General features: G+C 39.0%; 17 protein-coding genes. 5 read left to right on the top strand and 12 right to left on the bottom strand.

Features of this window, described 5'->3' with window-relative positions; all coding sequences use genetic code 11:
• Window positions 1–4 precede the first annotated feature (4 nt).
• Window positions 5–2,398 (bottom strand): heavy metal translocating P-type ATPase, encoded by a 2,394-nt coding sequence (locus AOM43_RS01270; protein ID WP_059358708.1) that lies wholly within the window; start codon window positions 2,396–2,398, stop codon window positions 5–7.
• 110 nt (window positions 2,399–2,508) lie between these two features.
• Here AOM43_RS01270 and def point away from each other — a divergent pair, with 110 nt between their 5' ends.
• Window positions 2,509–3,045: a peptide deformylase gene (gene def / locus AOM43_RS01275; RefSeq protein WP_059358709.1), complete on the top strand. Its 537-nt coding sequence runs from the start codon at window positions 2,509–2,511 to the stop codon at window positions 3,043–3,045.
• Here the strand turns inward: def and secG are convergent, their stop codons facing one another.
• Window positions 3,046–3,336 carry a preprotein translocase subunit SecG gene (gene secG, locus AOM43_RS01280; protein ID WP_013924656.1) on the bottom strand — a complete coding sequence of 97 codons (291 nt, stop codon included), beginning with the start codon at window positions 3,334–3,336 and terminating at the stop codon, window positions 3,046–3,048. It lies immediately after the preceding gene.
• Window positions 3,333–4,118: a triose-phosphate isomerase gene (gene tpiA / locus AOM43_RS01285; protein ID WP_013924655.1), complete on the bottom strand. Its 786-nt coding sequence runs from the start codon at window positions 4,116–4,118 to the stop codon at window positions 3,333–3,335. The genes secG and tpiA overlap by 4 nt, the downstream gene beginning before the upstream one ends.
• A gap of 161 nt (window positions 4,119–4,279) precedes the next feature.
• Here tpiA and AOM43_RS01290 point away from each other — a divergent pair, with 161 nt between their 5' ends.
• The 4 genes from AOM43_RS01290 to AOM43_RS01305 are packed head-to-tail and all read left to right on the top strand — an operon-like array spanning window position 4,280 to window position 6,694.
• Window positions 4,280–4,879, top strand: coding sequence for a DNA-3-methyladenine glycosylase (locus AOM43_RS01290; RefSeq protein ID WP_059358710.1), 600 nt, complete (start codon window positions 4,280–4,282; stop codon window positions 4,877–4,879).
• 19 nt (window positions 4,880–4,898) lie between these two features.
• A complete protein-coding gene (locus AOM43_RS01295; protein WP_006339858.1) occupies window positions 4,899–5,552 on the top strand; it encodes a DUF502 domain-containing protein in 654 nt (217 codons plus the stop codon).
• On the top strand, window positions 5,552–6,235 hold the full coding sequence (locus tag AOM43_RS01300) for a DUF502 domain-containing protein (protein ID WP_013924654.1): 684 nt from the start codon (window positions 5,552–5,554) through the stop codon (window positions 6,233–6,235). Before AOM43_RS01295 ends, AOM43_RS01300 begins: the two co-directional genes overlap by 1 nt.
• 3 nt (window positions 6,236–6,238) lie before the next feature.
• A complete protein-coding gene (locus AOM43_RS01305) occupies window positions 6,239–6,694 on the top strand; it encodes a DNA polymerase III subunit chi (protein WP_013924653.1) in 456 nt (151 codons plus the stop codon).
• Here the strand turns inward: AOM43_RS01305 and AOM43_RS01310 are convergent.
• The 9 genes from AOM43_RS01310 to AOM43_RS01350 all read right to left on the bottom strand — a co-directional run bounded on the left by AOM43_RS01310 (window position 6,691) and on the right by AOM43_RS01350 (window position 19,112).
• Complete coding sequence (locus tag AOM43_RS01310; RefSeq protein ID WP_059358711.1) at window positions 6,691–7,611, bottom strand: hypothetical protein; 921 nt, start codon at window positions 7,609–7,611, stop codon at window positions 6,691–6,693. The two genes, AOM43_RS01305 and AOM43_RS01310, sit on opposite strands and share 4 nt — an antisense overlap.
• A 40-nt stretch (window positions 7,612–7,651) precedes the next feature.
• A complete protein-coding gene (locus AOM43_RS01315; protein WP_013924651.1) occupies window positions 7,652–9,460 on the bottom strand; it encodes a hypothetical protein in 1,809 nt (602 codons plus the stop codon).
• 18 nt (window positions 9,461–9,478) lie between these two features.
• A complete protein-coding gene (locus tag AOM43_RS01320; protein ID WP_059358712.1) occupies window positions 9,479–11,461 on the bottom strand; it encodes a hypothetical protein in 1,983 nt (660 codons plus the stop codon).
• 90 nt (window positions 11,462–11,551) lie between these two features.
• The gene (locus tag AOM43_RS01325; protein ID WP_059358713.1) at window positions 11,552–13,042 is read right to left on the bottom strand and encodes a hypothetical protein; all 1,491 of its coding nucleotides are present in this window, start codon (window positions 13,040–13,042) and stop codon (window positions 11,552–11,554) included.
• A gap of 82 nt (window positions 13,043–13,124) precedes the next feature.
• Window positions 13,125–14,081 (bottom strand): formimidoylglutamase, encoded by a 957-nt coding sequence (hutG, locus tag AOM43_RS01330; RefSeq protein ID WP_059358714.1) that lies wholly within the window; start codon window positions 14,079–14,081, stop codon window positions 13,125–13,127.
• On the bottom strand, window positions 14,074–15,306 hold the full coding sequence (gene hutI, locus AOM43_RS01335) for an imidazolonepropionase (protein WP_059358715.1): 1,233 nt from the start codon (window positions 15,304–15,306) through the stop codon (window positions 14,074–14,076). The genes hutG and hutI overlap by 8 nt, the downstream gene beginning before the upstream one ends.
• Complete coding sequence (gene hutU, locus AOM43_RS01340; RefSeq protein WP_059358716.1) at window positions 15,299–16,984, bottom strand: urocanate hydratase; 1,686 nt, start codon at window positions 16,982–16,984, stop codon at window positions 15,299–15,301. Before hutU ends, hutI begins: the two co-directional genes overlap by 8 nt.
• 11 nt (window positions 16,985–16,995) lie before the next feature.
• Window positions 16,996–18,495, bottom strand: a complete 1,500-nt coding sequence (gene hutH / locus AOM43_RS01345) for a histidine ammonia-lyase (RefSeq protein ID WP_059358717.1) — start codon at window positions 18,493–18,495, stop codon at window positions 16,996–16,998.
• Between the two features lie 119 nt (window positions 18,496–18,614).
• Window positions 18,615–19,112 carry a hypothetical protein gene (locus AOM43_RS01350; RefSeq protein WP_059358718.1) on the bottom strand — a complete coding sequence of 166 codons (498 nt, stop codon included), beginning with the start codon at window positions 19,110–19,112 and terminating at the stop codon, window positions 18,615–18,617.
• Between the last annotated feature and the right edge of the window lie 66 nt (window positions 19,113–19,178).

The following is a 19,178-nucleotide window of genomic DNA, read 5'->3' on the forward strand; positions in this document are numbered from 1 at the left end:
AATCTTATTCCCTCCTTAGACGCTGGGCATTAAATAAAACAATTAAACTACTAGCTGTCATTGCAAAAGCTGCAAAAATAGGATTTAAATACCCAAAAGTTGCGAGAAAGATTCCAACGATATTATAAAAAAAAGCCCAAAAAAGATTTTGCGTTAAAATACGGCGACCTTTTTTCGATAATTTACGCATTTTTGGAAGAACATGCAAACTATCAGTTACTAATAACACATCCGAAGCTTGCATCGAGATGTCCGCAGCATTCGCAACAGATATTCCCACATGAGCATTAGCTAAAGCTGGGGCGTCATTAATTCCATCCCCCACCATCACCACAATCTCGCCTTTGTCGCGCAAAGAAGTGATAGTATGCTTTTTTTCCAAGGGTGTGATTTCGCTTTTAAAAGAATGAAAACCACAAAGTGATGCGACCCTTGAAACGGTGGATGTCCGATCTCCAGACAATAAAAGAGTTTTCATGGGAGCTAAAGCATGAATCGCCTCCGCAGCCTGCTCCTTCACGGAATCCCCAAGCAAAATTCTAATGAGACATGTGTATCCTTCGGCAAAATAGACTTCTGAGTGGGCATGCTCATTTAAATCTAAACCTTGAAAATGTATCACTCCTTGTTCCATTAAAAATTTTTTCGATCCTAAAAAATAAGACAATTCTTGATATTTTCCCCATATTCCTTTGCCTGATAACTCTTCAATGTGATTAAGCTCCAAAGATGGAACCTGAATACATTGAGCTATCGCGCAAGAAATGGGGTGTAAAGAATGATTGGCCAAGGTTTTCAAAATAGCGCTGTGGTGTTCTGATAAACCTGAAAGTCCATCTACAATTTTAAATTTGCCCTCAGTAATGGTTCCTGTTTTGTCAAAAACGTACAAAGTTTCTCTTCCTAACCAATGCAAAACAGCTCGATTGCGTACGAGAATCCCTAACTGCGCAAGCCCTTGCATCAAATAAGATTCCGCTAATGGCGCAGCTATCCCAATAGCACACGGACAAGAGATGAGTAAAATTGAAATAAAACGAATGGCAGCCAAATTAAGTGAAGATTGTCCTTCCAAGGGTTTTTCTACGAAATAACAGGTAATAGCCGCAGCAGTGGCAATAACCGATACGGTAGGAATAAACCATTTCACAATTTGATCTACAGATCGTTTATACAACGTCTTGTGTTGTACATCCTGCTGAACACTCTCAATAATCTGATGAAAGATGGTCTGATCAAGAGTTGCTGTGACTTCAACAACACACGTTCCTTGCTGCAAAAAAGTTCCTCCTATAACAGCGTCTCCGTTTTTTTTTCGAATTAACGCAGACTCACCGGTAATCAAAGACTCATCACATACCCCTTCACCCTGACGAACGATCCCGTCTAGCACAATTTTTTCCCCGCTTAATATCTGGATGAGATCGCCCTCTCGAATTTCTTTAATCGGCACAAATCGACAGGACCCGTCTACCTCGCGCTTTCGCGCCCTTTTGGGTAAAGAACGAACTAAACCTAAAAGAGATTCCTTCGCCGAATATTTAGCTTTATTTTCAATAATTTTACCCAGTAAAACAAAGGTAATAATGGCTGTCATTGAGTCAAAATAAACAAAAAAGCTTCCACGCATGAGTTCATAAAGAGACATTCCAAAGGAAGTTAAAACGCCTATCACAATCAACGCTTCCATCCCCCAGACTTTCGCTTTCATTCCCAACCAAAATCGACGAAAAATAGGCCAACCACTATAAAATACAACGGGTAGAGAAGCACAAAAGGAAAACCAAGCAAACAGCAATCCCCAACCTTGATCGTCTTGATCAAAATAAGCAGCATAAATGGGATATGAGAACATCATGATATTTAAAGAGAAAAAGGCTGCAATCGCAAACCGGATATACAAATCCAAGCTAACGGCTTTTTTTTCGGTATTCTCTAAGGCTTGTACGTGATATCCGATGGTCCCCAAAATTTGATGAATCTTTTCTTTGGATATCAAGCAGGGTGCAAATTCTAGCACAACTAAATCTGTCGAATAGTCGACCTGACATTTACGAATCCCTTTTTCTTTGAGCAATATCCAGCGAATCACTTCTGCGCATGAGATGCACCACATGTTAGAGATTTCTATATAATATCTTTTCCATTCAAAAGAAGACGACTCCTCTTTTTGGTCAATCTGATGCATCAGCTCAGGATTAGAAATCAAACCCGATTTGACGGCTTGATGAAAAAGAGGGTGAGATTTCCAATCCGCCAACTGATTTTGCGCTCGCAAAATAGAAAAAACGGCCTGACAACCCAGACAGCAAAAGGATCCCTCCGCATGTTGAATAACAGAATGAGCCAAGGGTGTGGCGCATAAATCGCAATGTGTTTGAGTCGATGTCGAAGTCATAGGAGTCACAAAAAGCTAGTTACAAACAAATAATTTGATCTGAATTGATATTGAGCTTTAGATTATGATAAGATTATTAAAAATAGAAGCTGATTCGAAGATGGAGTATTATGCAATTGCCCTTGGCCTTTTATGGAGATCCAATCCTAAGAAAAAAATGTGAAAGAGTTGAACAAATTGATAGTCAATTGAAGCAACTTGTGAATGATATGGTAGAAACCCTAGAAGCGCATCGTGGAATTGGCCTAGCCGCCCCACAAGTACATCACGAGTTAAATCTTTTCATTACAAAAGTTCCGATCAGGTACAAAAATGGAAAAGAAGACTCCGGCAACTTACATGTTTTTGTTAATCCAAAAATTTTAGCGTATTCTGAAGAAAAAAATCGATATACAGAAGGATGCTTATCCATCCCTAATGTATATGCGCCTGTTGAGCGACCTTTATCCATTACCGTACAATATACAGATCTGGATGGGAAGACATGTGTAGAAGATTTTTCCGGATTAGAAGCTCGTTGCATTCTTCATGAAAACGACCATATAAACGGTGTCTTATTTATAGATCGCATCAAGAAAGGCAACGAGCGCAAGCAATTAGATCCCTTGCTTAAACAAATCAAAAAAAAATATCATCCCAAGGAATGATTAAGATGTTTTTTCAATGCTGTAAGGATTCAAATTGGGAACCTGTGGACGTCCAATAGAAGCTGTCCATAAGGAAAGCAAAACGCACGATGTTAAAAAGGCAATTGCCATCCAGCCAGTCAATTTTTTTAATACATCTGGAGTAGAAGTTCCAAATAAAGAATCAGATGATTCACCACCGAAAGAAGCTCCTAATCCAGAACTTTTACTTTCTTGAATTAAAATCACAAAACACAACAATACGCATAGTAATAAAAATAAAGTGATGGAGATAAAATATAAGGCCATCATGAGGAAACTCCAGAATTAAAATTTTGATACTCGATAATTTTACGAAAGCTGGCAGGAGATAGAGAAGCACCTCCAACTAAAAGACCATCAATGTTTGCCTGTGACATTAAATCACTAGCATTTTCAGGTTTGACCGAACCCCCATAAAGAATTTGTGTGCGCCCTGCAACTTCTTCTCCCCATCTTGCAGTGATCAACTCTCGCACAAAAACATGCACTTTTTCGGCTTCATCAGGTGTAGCCACTTGGTTGGTTCCAATTGCCCAGATAGGCTCATATGCAATCATCAAATGCAGAAATTGCTCTTGCGTAACTTTATCCAAGCTTGCTTCAATTTGCCCTCGGATTTTCTCTTCCGTTTTTCCTGCTTCTCTTTCTTCTAACGTTTCTCCGACGCATAGAATCACATCTAGCTGATCTTTAAATGCACGGTGAACTTTTTGGTTAACAATTTGATCCGTTTCATTAAAGAGCTCCCGTCTTTCAGAATGCCCCAGTATGACAAACTGTGCCCCAGCTTCTTTCAACATAACACCTGCAATTTCACCTGTAAAAGCACCAGGAGCGGCGTCATTCATATTTTGAGCTCCAATGACGATACCAAACGGGCGAGCCGCTTCAACTGAAGGATAAATCGCGGTATACGGCACAGCTAAACAAACACGGGGATCATCTTTCGTGAGTGATAACCCTAATTGTTTAATGAAATCTACCGATTCTTGAATCGTTTTATGCATTTTCCAGTTTCCCACGATAACGGGAGCTCTCTTAGAATCAGCCATAAAAACAGGACCCTCTTTTGTGGTTCAACTTCACGCTTGCTAAAACTTGAAATATTATCATAGAGAGATTTTGGTAGCAAGTCGGGTTTCTAAATTTGACTCTCAACATTTTTTACTGTATAATGATAACAGTACAAAATTTATTTCTTTAGGTTTCACCTATGCAAGTCTCACTTGATTATTTTCAACAAGAAGACGTTTTAAAATTAGGACAAGATCTACTTGGTAAATATTTAATGACGCGCATAGATGGCCAATTAACCGGTGGACAAATTGTTGAGGTAGAAGCTTACCGCGGCCCCGAGGATAAAGCTTCGCATGCATGGAATCTTCGTCGCACGAAAAGAAATGAAGTGATGTACTGGGAAGGTGGCTCTTGTTATGTGTACTGCTGCTACGGCATTCATGCGTTATTTAATATTGTCACACATAAAAAAGAGGTGCCGCATGCGATACTCATTCGTGCCATTCAGCCTGAAATTGGAATAGACGTGATGCTACAAAGAAGGAAAGCTCCCCATTTAAAACGAGCGACCACCGGAGGACCAGGGGCTTTAACACAAGCCTTAGGCATTACAACAAAACACAATGGGCTGTCCTTGACAGGCCCCCTCATTTGGATAGAAGACAAAGGGGTTTCAATCCCAGAAAAAGACATTCTATCTTCACCTAGAGTCGGAATAGATTATGCAGGTGAGGATGCCCTTTTACCTTGGAGATATCGCATCAAGGACAATGCGTGGACCTCTCCTGCTAAATAAAACTTGATAAGGATCTGCAATGAAAAAATCATTTATCACAGGACTTGTGATTATTCTACCATTAGCGACAACGCTTTTCATTGTTGCCTTTGCCTTTAACTTTTTGACCGGCCCATTTGCAGGTGTGCTTTATCCTCTCTTTAATTACTATCATCTCTTCAATGAAGGGTTTTTATTTCTATCTGCCGAGCAAACTCGACAATATGTCAGCCAGCTTCTGGTGCTTTTATTTCTTTTTTCATTCACTTTGGCATTAGGAGCTATCGCTCGCTGGTTTTTTGTGCACTATCTGATTCAATTTTGGGATCTTATTCTCTACCGCATTCCGATTGTCAGAACGATTTACAAAACCTGTCAAGATGTCATGAAAACAATTTTCACAAGCGAAACCAAATCCTTTAAACAAGTTGTGATGGTGCCATTCCCAAATCCCGAATCGTTTGCGCTCGGATTGGTTACTAAGGAAGATCTCCCTGGTTTAGGAGTTAATCAAGGAAGCACACTTGTCGCTGTTTTTATTCCAACGACACCAAATCCCACTTCAGGCTTTCTTCTGATGCTAAAAAAGGAAGATGTTGTTTATCTTGATATGAAAGTAGAAGATGCCTTTAAATACATCATTTCTTGCGGGGTGATCCAAACTCCATTCACAGCGATTGCAAAGGACTCTTGATGATAAAAAAATACTTCCTTACAGGTTTAGTCATTCTTTTACCCATCGTTGTCACGGCATTTTTAGTTGTATTCGCTTTTAATCTTTTAGCAAAGCCACTTCAAGGAATCATGTCTGGTCTGCTCAACTACTACGGATTAACAGAGACTATTTCTTTGTTTAAATCAGAGCATGTTTTGACAATCGTTAGCAAAACCCTTAGTTTTCTGATTTTGATGTCCATCGTGCTTGTAGCAGGGATTGCCGCTCGCCTATTTTTTATGCATACTATTTTGCGTTTTGGCGACTATGTCATCCACCGAATTCCTATTGTCAATAAAATTTATAAAGCCTCTCAAGAAGTTGTGAAAACGCTTTTTGTTTCAAAAACGACCAATTTTTCTCAAGTGGTTCTTGTTCCGTTTCCCCATGCAAAAGCATTAAGCATCGGCTTTTTGACAAATGAAAACTCCAGCCTCAATACGTCATTAGGAAGTGAAAATCGTGTTTCCGTTTTTGTTCCGGGAACACCCAATCCAACAATCGGTTTTATGTTAACTTTCAAAAAAACTGAAATCCTTTTCATTGACATGACTGTAGAAGAGGCTTTAAAATTCATTGTCTCCTTTGGAGTTGCTGTAGAACCTAAATTATCCCCTCTTCCTTTATTAAACGACAAAACAAGCGCTTCTTCACCCATTTAAGCCATGCAAGAAAAAAATTCTCCCTCCATCCATTTTCTCCCTGCAAAGAATGTTCGCGAAAAACTCACATCGATTTGTGAAACTGTTCGGCAGCATTTTGCTAAACAAAAACGGATTCTTATTGCAGCACCAAATGAAGAAGCGGCTCGCTATCTCAATGCTTTACTATGGAAACAACCCGAAGAAAGCTTTCTTCCGCATATTTGGAGTGAGTCGCAGACAGAAGAATGTGTCGCCATTACGTTTTCGAAGAATAACGTTAATCAAGCAGCCGTATTGCTTAACCTTTGCCCTTCGGTCCATTCTGAATGGGATTCTTTTGAACAGATTTACGACTTATTTGATGAAACAGATCCAGAAAAACAAAAGGCATCCGAATCTCGTCATGTCTATTACACCGAGAAGGGATGCCAAATTCACTTTGAGCCGCCTATTCATCTTGAGGTAAATGATCGCTAAGCCTGTTCTGGTTCAGATTCTACCGATTTTCCAACATAAGGCACAACACTTAAAAGTTTGCCCTTGAGTTTTTCAATCTTGGTATGATGAAATCCACAATCTTCCTTTAACAAGGAAATTTCCCCCCTTAGATCATTTATTTTTGTTCTAAGCGATTCATTGACATCCAGTTTTTTTTTGACTTTTTCCAACTTAGACTCTAAATTTTCTTTTGCTTCATCGATATCGTCATAATTAAAAGCATCATAATCCAAATCTAATCGATTAAAAGCTTCTTTCATCCGAGTCTTATCGTATTGTTTCTCATAACTCGTATAAATCCAACCCACATTCGCAATTTTGGGAGCTTGAATGTACGCTTCCATTTCAGCGATAATCTTTTCAAGGGATTCTTTTTTATTTTTTAATTTTTCTTCGCTCAGGACAACCCCGTGGAGTTTCTCTTGCTTTATTTCCAACACAGCCATTTTTTTCTCAGTGAGCTTCGTCTTTCTAGTCAATCGATCTGTATGAACGTTTAACTTGGCGTTAATAGCGACCATTTCCTCTTTTACTTGAGCATTTAGTTCTTCAGGATCAAGCTCTGGGGATTTCACATCGGCCTGACTTTGAGATTGCTTGGCTGCTGCAGCTTTCTGTTCCAACTGTTGTTTATATACACCGATCACGATTGCAAAAGCCTTTTCTAGCTTTTCTCTATAACCCGGTTGAAAATATATTTTACACTTTTCAACAAAACGGCGGAAATGATTCTGGATTTTTTTAATCGTTCCATCTTGGGACTCTTCGAGCAAAATCTTTTCAATGCCATGTCCCTTGTAAGCAGCTTTTACGGCCTCTTTTAGACCTCTATATTGATGATATTTTTGAGCTCTTAAACATTTTTCAACTTCATATGGAGAGAGAGAGAGGTTCATTGGAATCCTGTAATTAAAAAAATCATAATTGAACGAGAAATCATACCATGCTTATATTTTTAAAGCAGCTGAAAAGATCGATACAAGCATTTGTCATCTCGTCTGTTGAAAATAATTGTTCAAAAGAAACTTTATCCATAAATCTTTTATATCGAATAGTCGCAAAATCTTGTAATGCAACATGCATTTTCCTTTTTAATTTTGATTCATCAAGAGCACTAAATAAAAGAGCTTCTCCAATCGGAATAAATGTTTTAATAAACTGTTTTGCTTGCTGTTGCAGTAAAACATCTGTCTTTAAAAAAGGCACATTTAAAATGGTTTGAGTCAATTGATTAATTTTTCCATTAAAGAGAAGTTTTCCTCCTCCTAACAACAGCTGTTGCCACTTGCTTCCCCCTTCCAACATTTTGATATTCTGAAGCACGGGCTCTGCCGATTTGATATCGAAAAAATAATGAGAGAGTGTGATGCCAGATGCAAATAAGAATAAAAGACACCGTAAACGATAGCCTTCATCCATAAAAGGTTGTTGAGTCATTGGATCAATCGAAAAAACGGAGCGAATAAACTTTAGAACCGTTTCTTTTTCGTCTCCTGAGACATTCGAGAGATCCAAAATTGTTTCAAAAATGCCAACAAGAAGATGGTTTAATTTTTCGTTATTATGGGATTCGCACAGAGCATTTGAAAGCGTATAAATAACTAAAGCCATTTTTTGTTGGGATTCTTCGGGTTTGGCAATGCCTCCCATGGTAAGGACTGAAGTTTGCACACTTTTCTTCAAATTTTCAAATTGTGCACTTCGTTGTGAAGCTTTAGCATCAGGAGAGAGCTCTTCCAAATCAATCGACTGGTAGATTTTTGTCAAAACATTGTAAAGATTAATTTCAGGAATAAATCTTTCCGCTTCCTTTTTGAGAGCATTCAAAACCTTTTTTTGCTCCCTAGAAGAAGCTAAGCCATATTTTTTTTCTATTTCTTCTTTTGCTGCCAATTGCTCTTGCTTAAGCTCAAGATAGATTTTTTTCTCTTTTAAGAGGTCTTCAATTCTTTTTTCTAGGATTTCAACAGCTCTAACTTGATCCATTTTTTTACGATGCTTATTTATTTCTAATGAATAGCGCAGAATCTCTTCATCCACATTTTCAAAATCAAACGTGTAATGTTGGTTTAACAATTTTTTCATGGGGCCTAAATCATAAACAGATTGGAGATACAATCCCCCAAAACGCTCTTTTTTGGGTGTTTTTTGATAAGCTCTAGCATGCTCTAAAATCATTCCTTTAATCTTTAGTGCACTCTCCAATTCACTTCTTTGAAAATCGGTCAAAATACCAATCTCCGCTTTTAATTTTTGTAGAGAAGCTCGTTCTTCATCAATTTTGAGATCTTTTTCTTTGATTTTTGCTCGATAGAGGGCGAGAATTTTTTTAATAAAATTAAAAGAGTCCTGATCCTCAAGGGAGAGGTTAGAAGTAGTTTCGGAAGGTTGCTGAGGTGGTTGGGAATGTTTTTTTTGATATTGTTCTTCGACAAGAGACATCACAGAACTTTTGAATGCTTGATCTATCTGCACAGCTGCATGTGTAAAACGTACTTTAAAATCGCGACTGAATTTCAATTTAAAGTTGAGAATCACCCATTTATAAACTTTTGAAACCTTTCGTTTTAAAATAAAACGTTGATCCAAGGCTAGAAAGTTTTCGGGGTTTTCGATTTTAACGGACTTCCCCCCGAGATAACTCTTCATGGTCTCATTCATCTTAGGCCGGGCGAGAAACTCTTTAGTGAGAAACATTTTAGAAATATCTTCATTTAAAAACGCCCCTAAAGAGATCTTCGACATAGCTTCGACCTTTTTTGATCATTCTTGAATTTTATCCATGTTCTCGATAAATGATTCAAACATCTCCACAAAACGCATAGTAGTTTCAGTTGTTGTGGGAAGTTTTTCGAAGTCTATGAAATCCATCAATTTTTTTAAATCATTGTTTCCAAATTTTTCGGTTGCAAATGCCACTTTTCTTTTTAAGAGAGAGTTTTTGCTATCATGTATCAAAATCTGGATGATGGAGGGTTGTAAAGCTTCTACCATTGAGAGAACATGCTTTTCACAATCCTCATTTCCTTGCAAAGCGGGAAGGCATAAAACAGAACTCACGATATTTCCTTTTAAATATTCTAAAAGCTTATTTGCCGCAATGATCGCGCCTCTCTTAAAAAGTCCACTCGTTTCTTCGGCTCGTTTAACAATTTTCATATCCTTTCGGAGATTGTCCTTATCCCAGAAATATTGAGTCATTATGACCACGGCACCCAGTACATTAGAAAGAAGTAGGAGGCGGGTCATTTCATCCATGCACAATTCCCCTGTATGGGAATCATGCTCAAAAAGAAAATTGATTAACTGTTGATGTCCATCTTTGGAAGCATCTTCTAAAATCAATCGATCTAAAAATTGATTCGTTACATCTCTTACTTTGGAACTATTTGCAGGATTTTCTAATGCTTTTGACAAAAGCAGAATGAGAGTCGCATATTTTTGCCTCACAAGCTCAACATCGGTCATTCCGGACATCTCTAATTTATCCGTCTTCACAGTTTTAGAAAAAAAGCCAAGCTGTCTCCTGAGAGAGGTCGCCTTTTGTTTTTCTGAGCCATTTAGTCCATCAACAAAATTTTTTATGACACCTATGGCAACTTTCAGATTTTCTTCGCCGGATCTGTATGCATAGGAATCTTGAATTTTTCCAATGACTGCTTCATTTTCAAATAAAATATTTTCTTCTTGGTAAACAACAGTTTCTTCTTCTACAAAAAGGTCGACTCTTTCTTCCACAAATTCAGAAGAATTTTCTAAAGAAAAAACCCCTCCATTTTCAATTTCGGTCATTTGACTTTTCAACAAAACCATCGCTTTTTGATTTTTTGAAGCTTCATTTTCTAGTGAAATTAATTGATGGTCCAACTGTTCGAATTCTTTCTGTTTACTTTCTTGCTCTTCGATAAGAGCTTTAATGCTTTTAATTACGAATGTTAATTCTTCAATTGTTTTAAGAATGTCGCTCAAATACTCAGTTCTTATTTTGATTTCATGATCCAATTTTTTTAAATCAAATTTAGGATCTAATTTTAAAATGGCTTTTTCTTCATCCGAATCCCACAAAACATAAAAAGATTTTGGATTCGCTTTGATCTCATTAGCGATTTTAAGGATTGTTTCTACTCGAGCAAGCTCAACCTGCCATTTTTTTAATTCAGATTCTTTTTGTTCAATCTCACTACCTGTCAGCTGATTACTCACACTATACTCATCGACAATAGCCTTTTTTTCCTGCTTTTTTTGCTCAATTTTAAGATCTAGATCGATCTGAACACGATTTAATTGGTCCAATTCATTTTGAAGTTCTAATCTCTTTTCTTTGAAAGAATCAACAGGAATAGCGGGAGCTGGCATAGGTTTTGGAGGCGTTTGAACATGCTCAGAAGAAGGCTGCGAAGGTTTGGAAAGATGTTCATCATTTGGATTTAAGGGTTTTGATGTATTGTCAGCAAGAGAGGGTTTGGCTTGACTGTAAGCTTTGTCAATTTTAGAAATAGTTGTTAGAAATTTTTTTCTATACCCTCTATTTATCTTTAATTTAAGTTTGTGTTTAACCTTGCTGCAAGCTACGGCAATTTTTTTCCGAAAAGACTTAATGCGAGGATCTAATTGATCAAAATTTGACTCAAAGCTGACCTCTCTATTAGGATCACTCATTAATCCCTTAAGAAGCTGTTTTCTTTCTGGATATTTGAAGTAGTCTCCGCTTTTGTAACTATTGTAAATACTGTTCACACTACCCATAATTTAGCTCCATGAATTTTTTTAATTTTTAAAAAAGATTAGAGATAATCTAATTTTTCAATATTAAGATTCAATTAAGATGTGAGGAAATTAGCTGGGTAGACTTCGAAATTTTCTGAAAATTTGGGCTGCTAGCTGTGGAAGAAGCTGCATGCCATAAAGACTTAGTACACTAATCCAAGCAATCACAATACGTACCCATAATACAAGTCGAATCAACCAAATGGTTCCTTTTTCAACAATTTTCATAACAATTCGTGCAGCTCGTTTTACAACAACTGTCAAATATTTTTTAGATTGTTGAAAAGCTTGTTTGCCCTTTTCCTTTAAAGACTTTAGAAAACGATATAAAGTTTGAATCGCTGTAATTACCATTTTCTTTAAGGACAAACTTTTGATAACAAGAAATTGAGCCGCTTTTTGAATTCCAGCTATTAATTGAAAACCCATATCTTTTCCAACAGAAAGCCAAGATGTGATTGTCTGGGGTAAAAGCTTAAGAAAATTCTGAGTCGTTTGTGCCAGCATTTGATAGCCTGGAGAGATTTGAATTTTTGTCCATTGTAAGCCTAGTTTACTCATGTCCACAAACCGGGTGAAACTTTCGGTCGCCCCAGTTTTGATCATTTGGCCAAATTCTTTAGCTTTAGTCCAAGCGAAAGTGAGCCTAGGCTTTGTCCACTCAACCACTTGACTCTTCAATTGCTGATAAAGATTACCAGCCTGAATTTTGATTGCTTGCATCATTTTCGCAAACGTTTCGACGCGTGGACGCATAGCCTCTTTCCATTTTTGGACAATTTTTTCCGCTTTTTCTTTTGTATTAAGATTTTCCTGCTTCACTATTGTGAAAACGTCTTTTCCTTTTGTAGAAATCCAAGTCTTCATGGACTTGAAAAAAGAAGGAACCGCTTGCGGATAAACAACCGCCAAAGTTTTTTTTACAATAGCTTTGGGTAATTTTAAAAAGGCTACCTTAATACTTTCAAATTTACTTTTAAGTGTCTGTTGCTTGGAGGAAAAGAAATCTAAAAAAGTTTGGTTACCTCTTTTGACAAGGGACAAACTTTTTTCAATCATACGTAAAAAAGGTTGTAAGCCTTGCTTTGTAGCCCTCTCTACCGATTTTTTCATATCTTTAATACGATTGCGCACATGCTCTAATGCCTTTTTACATCGGCGTGAAATATATCGAATGGGAAAAGTAAACTTGACTTTCATTAAAGTCGCTAATTGAAGTAGAAGCTCAAGCCCTTTGTTGAAATTCTCAGATAACAATTCCAGGAGCTTTGGCATGATTTCGTTAGCTATCAATTTGGGAAGGGCAAACAACATGAAGTAAGGGGGAAAAACCACCACAATAAAAAAAAATCTGCCTAAAGTCGAAATAAAAAAGACCAAGGGGGATTTATCATTTTTAAATTGATCTTTAACCTGCTTATTAAGCTTTTGCTGAGTAGTTTCAATGGTGTCTTTAGGAATAGATTTAGCTCGAATCGGAGGAGCAAATGGATTATAAATATAAGGAGGATCTTCACCACCGCTGCAGCTTTTTATACTATCTCTGATAGGGCTAGACATTATGACCTCATAAGGTTTAGAAAAATTAGTTTACAAAACATCACATTTTCTGTCAAGCCTTATTTACTAGCAATATCTCTATCTATTTAACTATATGAATATGTTCGTAAAGAAAGTGAGCAATTAAATTAGAGGCCAATTTAGCCGTGATTCCATCTCGATCATGTTGAGGAGAGAGCTCTGCTATATCTAAAACAACCACCTTTTTTGAGTGCGCCAATAGAGAAAGACTCGTCAAAATATCCTTAGGCAAAATCCCAAAGGCCTGGGGGGCACTAACTCCTGGGGCAAAGGCGGCAGCAAAAACATCCAAACAAATTGTCAAATGAATAGGTTTATGATAACTGATGACCTCTTGAATTCTACCCAAAGCCCCCAAGCAAAAGTTTTCTGCATACACGATTTTCACCTGATGTTTTTCTGCAGTCTCAAAGAGCTGACTAGTATTCCCCGCTTTTTGTACACCTAAGCACGTATAATGAAAGGATTTTCCCCGATTTTTATAACCCTCCGCTATTTGGGAGAATGAGGTTCCTGAGGTACCCCATTGATCTTCTAGCAAAGGTCTCAAATCTAAGTGCGCATCAAAATTGACAATCGCACATTCTGAGTGCAATTCCATCACTCCTTGGTGGATTCCCCAAGCACTTTCATGACCACCGCCCAGGACAATAGGAAAAACGTTTTGGTTCAGAAGGGAGGCTACGGCTTCACCCAATTGCTTTTGAGCTTCCTCCAAATTTTGGTCTTCGCACACAATATTGCCTACATCAAAAAACTTCGCCTCTACAAGTTGATGTAAAGCTAGATTCGCCAAGGATTTTCGAATAGCAAATGGACCTTCAGATGCACCCATACGTCCTTCATTACGCCTTACCCCTTCATCGGAGACAAATCCTAAAAAACCGTAGCAGGGCTTGTCCTGAAATTCTAGCTTTTCTTTAGACAAATCCAAACACTGAATAACCTGGTGAAAACGCTCTCCATCCTCACGTCCCTTCCATAGATCTTTTTCAGGGGGTTGATAATATTTATGCATCCATTTTCCACTGTTTAGCTGTTAGAGTCATCTTCGGCAGAAGAGCCCCTTGGGCATACAAAATTTCTCGATAATCATCACAAGGATAAATCACGCAATCAGCCCTAAAGCCTGGTTTTAATATCCCTCGATCTTCTAATCGTAAAGCTTTGGCAGCTCGAAAGGTGATCGCAGCAAATGTTTCGGCCATCGTTAATTTCTCTGTAGCTCCCATGATGGCTGCTTGCAAAAGAAGGTAACCCATGGGTGCGGATCCAGGATTCCAATCAGAAGCTATTGCAACAGGCAAGCCTTGATCAAGCATGCGTCGCGCAGGTGCATAGGGAATCCCTAAACCAAGTGAGGCCCCCGGCAAGACCACAGGAATAACTTTGGCATTTTTCAATTGCTCCCAATCTTCAGCAGTGGACGCTTCCAGATGATCTGCACTTACAGCCCCCAGCTCTGCTGCCAAAGAACTCCCCCCTCTTGAAAATTGATCGGCGTGTGCAGTAAGCTGGAATCCAATTTCTTTAGCCTTTTGCAAATAGTTTCGAGCTTCTTTTAAAGAAAACGCTTCTTTATCCACAAAGATATCGATGCGATTTGCCAACTTTTTCGCTCGAACGATGGGCAGCAAATGGGTGGCGATGTATTCCAAATAGAGGGAATTCGTATCAAATTCTGGAGGTTTTGTATGGGCCGCTAGACACGTTGGAATCAGATCGATTTTTTGCTTCTCCCGTGTCACTTGAATGGCGTGCAAAATTTTTAATTCATCTTCAAGAGTAAGCCCATAACCACTTTTAACTTCACACGTGGTCACACCTTGATTTAGCAAACTCCCACATCTTTTTTCCATCAAAGAGACTAATTCCTCCAAAGAAGCTTGTCGTGTCATTCGAACGGTATTTAATATTCCACCTCCTTTTTCAGCAATACTTTGATAGGACGCTCCACTTAAACGGAGTGCATATTCATTTGCTCTAGAACCAGCCCAGCATAAATGGGTATGCGCATCAATCAATCCCGGAAGTCCCACAGCTGAATATTCAATCTCTTGAATGGGAATCGTTTTTTTTCTAAGGGCATCAAAAGGACCAACATGCTGGATATATCCTTGATGAATATGAATACCTGCATTTTGAATGATGGGAAGTTCATGATCTGATAAAGGACCGCACGACCCCATCCCTTCCATTGTCAATAGCTGTTTAAAGGGACCTAAAATGACTTCTTCAACCATTTTCTTTCCCGATTAAAAGATGATGTTTTTCTCCACACGCAATGGCTTCAGGGTACCCAGCGTCTGCGTGACGGATAACCCCTAATGCGGGGTCAATGGTTAATACTCTTTTTAAACATCGTTCGGACCGCTCGGTTCCATCCACTAAAACGACCATCCCTGCATGTTGCGAATACCCAATTCCCACGCCACCACCATGATGAAAAGACACCCAGGTTGCCCCACCGGCACAATTTCCCATGAGATTTAATAAAGGCCAATCAGAAATACAATCAGAACCATCACGCATTTTTTCTGTTTCCCGAAAAGGAGAAGCGACAGAACCTGCATCTAGGTGATCTCTCCCTATTACCAGAGGTGCTTTGAGCTTTTTCTTTCGAACAAGCTCATTAAAAACCAAACCCGCCTTTTCCCGCTCCCCGTAGCCTAACCAGCAAATGCGAGCAGGAAGCCCCTGAAATGTCACTTTTTCTTTAGCTGCTTTTAACCAAACATGCAACTGGGTATGATCTGGAAAAGCTTCCATCAGAGCTTGGTCTGTGAGATAAATATCTTCAGGATCACCAGATAAGGCCACCCAGCGAAAAGGGCCTTTTCCTTCACAAAAAAGAGGGCGAATAAACTCAGGAACAAATCCCGGTATTTTAAAAGCCTCTTTTTCACCCCCTTGGCAGGCGAATTCACGCAAATTATTCCCGTATTCAAAAGCAATCGATCCTTGAGCTTGCATTTCCAGCATCGCATGCACGTGATAAGCCATACTTTTTAAAGCCTTCTGCTTGTAGACATATGGATCTGCTTGTCTTAATTCTGCGGCAGTTTGCATTGTATAACCACTTGGAATATACCCATTGAGCGGATCATGGGCTGATGTTTGGTCTGTCACGATATCGGGAATGATTTGGGCGTCCAAACATTTTTGAAGAATAGTTCCAATATCGCCAACTAATCCCACTGATAAAGGCTTTTTCTGTTGCTTGGCGTCTAAAATCCATTGAAAGGCTTCTTTCTCATTTTGCGCTATTTTATCTATATAGCGTGTCTTTAAACGCTTTTCAATGCGGGTTGGATCGATGTCGATTCCCAAAAAAACACCCCCATTTAAGGTGACTGCCAAAGGCTGCGCCCCTCCCATTCCTCCCAATCCCCCTGAAATAGTTAAGGTACCTGTAAGGGAATTATTAAAATACTTACGTGCTGCGGCTGCAAATGTTTCGTAAGTTCCTTGCAGAATCCCTTGCGTTCCAATATAAATCCAACTGCCTGCTGTCATTTGTCCATACATGGTCAATCCAAGCTTTTGAAGCTCTCTAAATTTTTCCCATGTGGCCCAGTGAGGCACTAAATTACTATTAGCAATCAAAACTCTGGGGGCTTCGGCATGGGTGGGAATGATTCCGACAGCTTTGCCTGATTGGATCAATAAACTTTCCGACTCTTTCAATTGTAACAAGGACTGAATAATTTGTTGCAGAGCTGCTACATTTCTAGCCGCCTGACCAGTTCCCCCATAAACGATCAAATGCTCCGGGTCCTCAGCAACTTCAGCATCTAAATTATTAAGCAACATTCTTAAAGGAGCCTCCGTTTGCCAAGAAAGAGCATGTAGCTGATCACCACGAGGCGCTCGGTAAACAGGATGCTGCGCATATTTTTGAATAAATGATGCAAAATCCATCGTTTCTCTCGTTATAACTGTTGAAAAACCTCTAGCGCTTTTTGTATATCATCCGACACAATCCGATCTTCGATTAAGACAGGAACTTTTTTTCTCAAGGCTATGTAAACTTGATGGGTACCTTTTCCTAAGTCTTGACTGCGTTTACGTAAATCGACAGCCTGGGCTGCTACCACCATTTCTATTGCGAGGACAGTTGAAACATTACGCACCAAATCGCGCAGTTTACGTGCCGATGTCATGCCCATAGATACATGATCCTCCACCCCCACATTGCCAGGGATCGAATCTGTGCACGCAGGGTTAGCGAGTAATTTATTTTGATTGACAAGCGAAGCACTTAAATACTGAGAAGCCATGTAGCCAGAATGAGTGCCTTCGTAAGGGGTCAAAAATGCTGGCAACCCACTCATATGAGGATTTAATAACGTTTCCAATCTTCTTTCAGAAACATTGGATATTTCAGACATGGCTATTGCAGCGAAATCAAACGCTAAAGCAAGGGCCTGTCCATGAAAATTTCCCCCGCTCAGGATCACTCCTTCTTCTGAAAACACTAGCGGATTATCTGTTGCTGCGTTGAGCTCTCTTTCGATAATGGTGGTGCAGTAATCCAATGCATCTTGGGTGGGGCCATGAATTTGAGGGACACAACGCAAAGAATAGGAATCTTGCACCTTTACTCTTTTAAAGTTTTGGCTCCATAGCGAGGAATCTTTTAGTTCTTCGCGCATTCTTTTAGCTATTTCCATTTGCCCTTTCTGTCCTCTTGCTCGATGCAGCAACGGATTGAGAGCATCTGTTGCCCCAAGTAACCCTTCAAATGTTAAAGCGGCAATTCGATCCGCTTTTTTCAGAACTTTTTTGGCTTCAATTAAAGCAAGGCTACCTACGGCAAGCATGATTTGGGTGCCATTAATCAACCCTAATCCTTCTTTAGCATGTAATTTAAGAGGCTTTAACTTGGCTAATTTTAATGCTTCTTTGGCAGACATGCGTTTATCTTTATAATGCACTTCTCCTAATCCAATCAGAGGAAGGGCTAAGTGCGCTAAAGGAGCCAAATCCCCACTAGCGCCTACGGATCCATATTGGGGAATGAGCGGATAAATTTCTGCTTGTATCAGTTGGAGTAAGGCTTCACAAACCTGATAGCGAACGCCTGTATTTCCTTTGATCAAAACATTTAATCGAAGAGCCATCGCTAAACGTGTTTCGGACAACGAGAGTGGCTCACCAAAGCCTGCGGCATGGCTTTTTAATAAATTGACTTGCAGAGCATCTATTTCGTCTGGAGCAATTTTTTCCCGAGCGAAATAGCCAAATCCCGTGTTAACTCCATAAATCGGTTTTGGGCTTTTGGCAAGTTGATGCACAAGTTGCGCACTTGCATCAATGGCATTCTGCGTGCTGGGTGAGATTTTGACAGGACAGCCTTTTGCAATAGCTTCTAATTGAGAAAGCGTTAAACTTTTGCCGTCTAAGAAAATACTGTCTTTTATTTGTTTCATTTTATCGATACAGAGTTTGTTTATTCTTGATGTATCGCAAAATGATCAAAATGGAAAGTAAAAAACGAACAAATGAGGACATTTACAAGATGTGACTTGTAAATGTCCTCATGACTAAATTAATAGAAAATAATGATTTGATCTTGCCCGGTTAAAACAGTTGAATCACGGTACTCATGTCGCAGATAATCTCCTGCAATTGTGTGATCCACGCTGAATACGGTATTCACGAGAAAAACAACTCCGCTATGCGTCATAAAATACTGGTAGCCAAAGCGGCTTCCTGAAATTTCTGTGGCAATCACACAGTGTGAGTATTCTGCCATGTGTGTCAACACACCATTCACTATCACCAGATTTTGTCGAATTGGTGTCACAATAAAAGACTTGGCAGTTTTTTTATTTTCACCTTCTTCTTGGGAAGGATCTTGCAAAGCTTCCTCTACGGATGCTTCATGAATAATTGATTCATCTCTTTCCTCTCCGGAAAGCTGTCTACTTTCTAAATAAGCAGTAAACATCTCTTTTCCAGGAGCTAGCTCTTCACTCTCTTCCGCGCAAAGAGGAAAAGAAAACGCAACGATACTCGTCAAAATGAGTGTATTTAAATAACGCACAAAGACTCCTTATTATTAATTTCATTAATTAAATAACAAAGAATATTACAGAACTTAATTAGAATC

Origin of the sequence: Parachlamydia acanthamoebae, from assembly GCF_000875975.1 — a bacterium.
Classification (GTDB): Bacteria; Chlamydiota; Chlamydiia; order Chlamydiales; family Parachlamydiaceae; genus Parachlamydia; species Parachlamydia acanthamoebae.

Bases quoted from the DNA above. Each gene is read 5' to 3' on its own strand.
- AOM43_RS01270 (WP_059358708.1), bottom strand. From the start codon at position 2,398: ATGACTTCGACATCGACTCAAACACATTGCGATTTATGCGCCACACCC.
- def (WP_059358709.1), top strand. From the start codon at position 2,509: ATGCAATTGCCCTTGGCCTTTTATGGAGATCCAATCCTAAGAAAAAAA.
- secG (WP_013924656.1), bottom strand. From the start codon at position 3,336: ATGATGGCCTTATATTTTATCTCCATCACTTTATTTTTATTACTATGC.
- tpiA (WP_013924655.1), bottom strand. From the start codon at position 4,118: ATGGCTGATTCTAAGAGAGCTCCCGTTATCGTGGGAAACTGGAAAATG.
- AOM43_RS01290 (WP_059358710.1), top strand. From the start codon at position 4,280: ATGCAAGTCTCACTTGATTATTTTCAACAAGAAGACGTTTTAAAATTA.
- AOM43_RS01295 (WP_006339858.1), top strand. From the start codon at position 4,899: ATGAAAAAATCATTTATCACAGGACTTGTGATTATTCTACCATTAGCG.
- AOM43_RS01300 (WP_013924654.1), top strand. From the start codon at position 5,552: ATGATAAAAAAATACTTCCTTACAGGTTTAGTCATTCTTTTACCCATC.
- AOM43_RS01305 (WP_013924653.1), top strand. From the start codon at position 6,239: ATGCAAGAAAAAAATTCTCCCTCCATCCATTTTCTCCCTGCAAAGAAT.
- AOM43_RS01310 (WP_059358711.1), bottom strand. From the start codon at position 7,611: ATGAACCTCTCTCTCTCTCCATATGAAGTTGAAAAATGTTTAAGAGCT.
- AOM43_RS01315 (WP_013924651.1), bottom strand. From the start codon at position 9,460: ATGTCGAAGATCTCTTTAGGGGCGTTTTTAAATGAAGATATTTCTAAA.
- AOM43_RS01320 (WP_059358712.1), bottom strand. From the start codon at position 11,461: ATGGGTAGTGTGAACAGTATTTACAATAGTTACAAAAGCGGAGACTAC.
- AOM43_RS01325 (WP_059358713.1), bottom strand. From the start codon at position 13,042: ATGTCTAGCCCTATCAGAGATAGTATAAAAAGCTGCAGCGGTGGTGAA.
- hutG (WP_059358714.1), bottom strand. From the start codon at position 14,081: ATGCATAAATATTATCAACCCCCTGAAAAAGATCTATGGAAGGGACGT.
- hutI (WP_059358715.1), bottom strand. From the start codon at position 15,306: ATGGTTGAAGAAGTCATTTTAGGTCCCTTTAAACAGCTATTGACAATG.
- hutU (WP_059358716.1), bottom strand. From the start codon at position 16,984: ATGGATTTTGCATCATTTATTCAAAAATATGCGCAGCATCCTGTTTAC.
- hutH (WP_059358717.1), bottom strand. From the start codon at position 18,495: ATGAAACAAATAAAAGACAGTATTTTCTTAGACGGCAAAAGTTTAACG.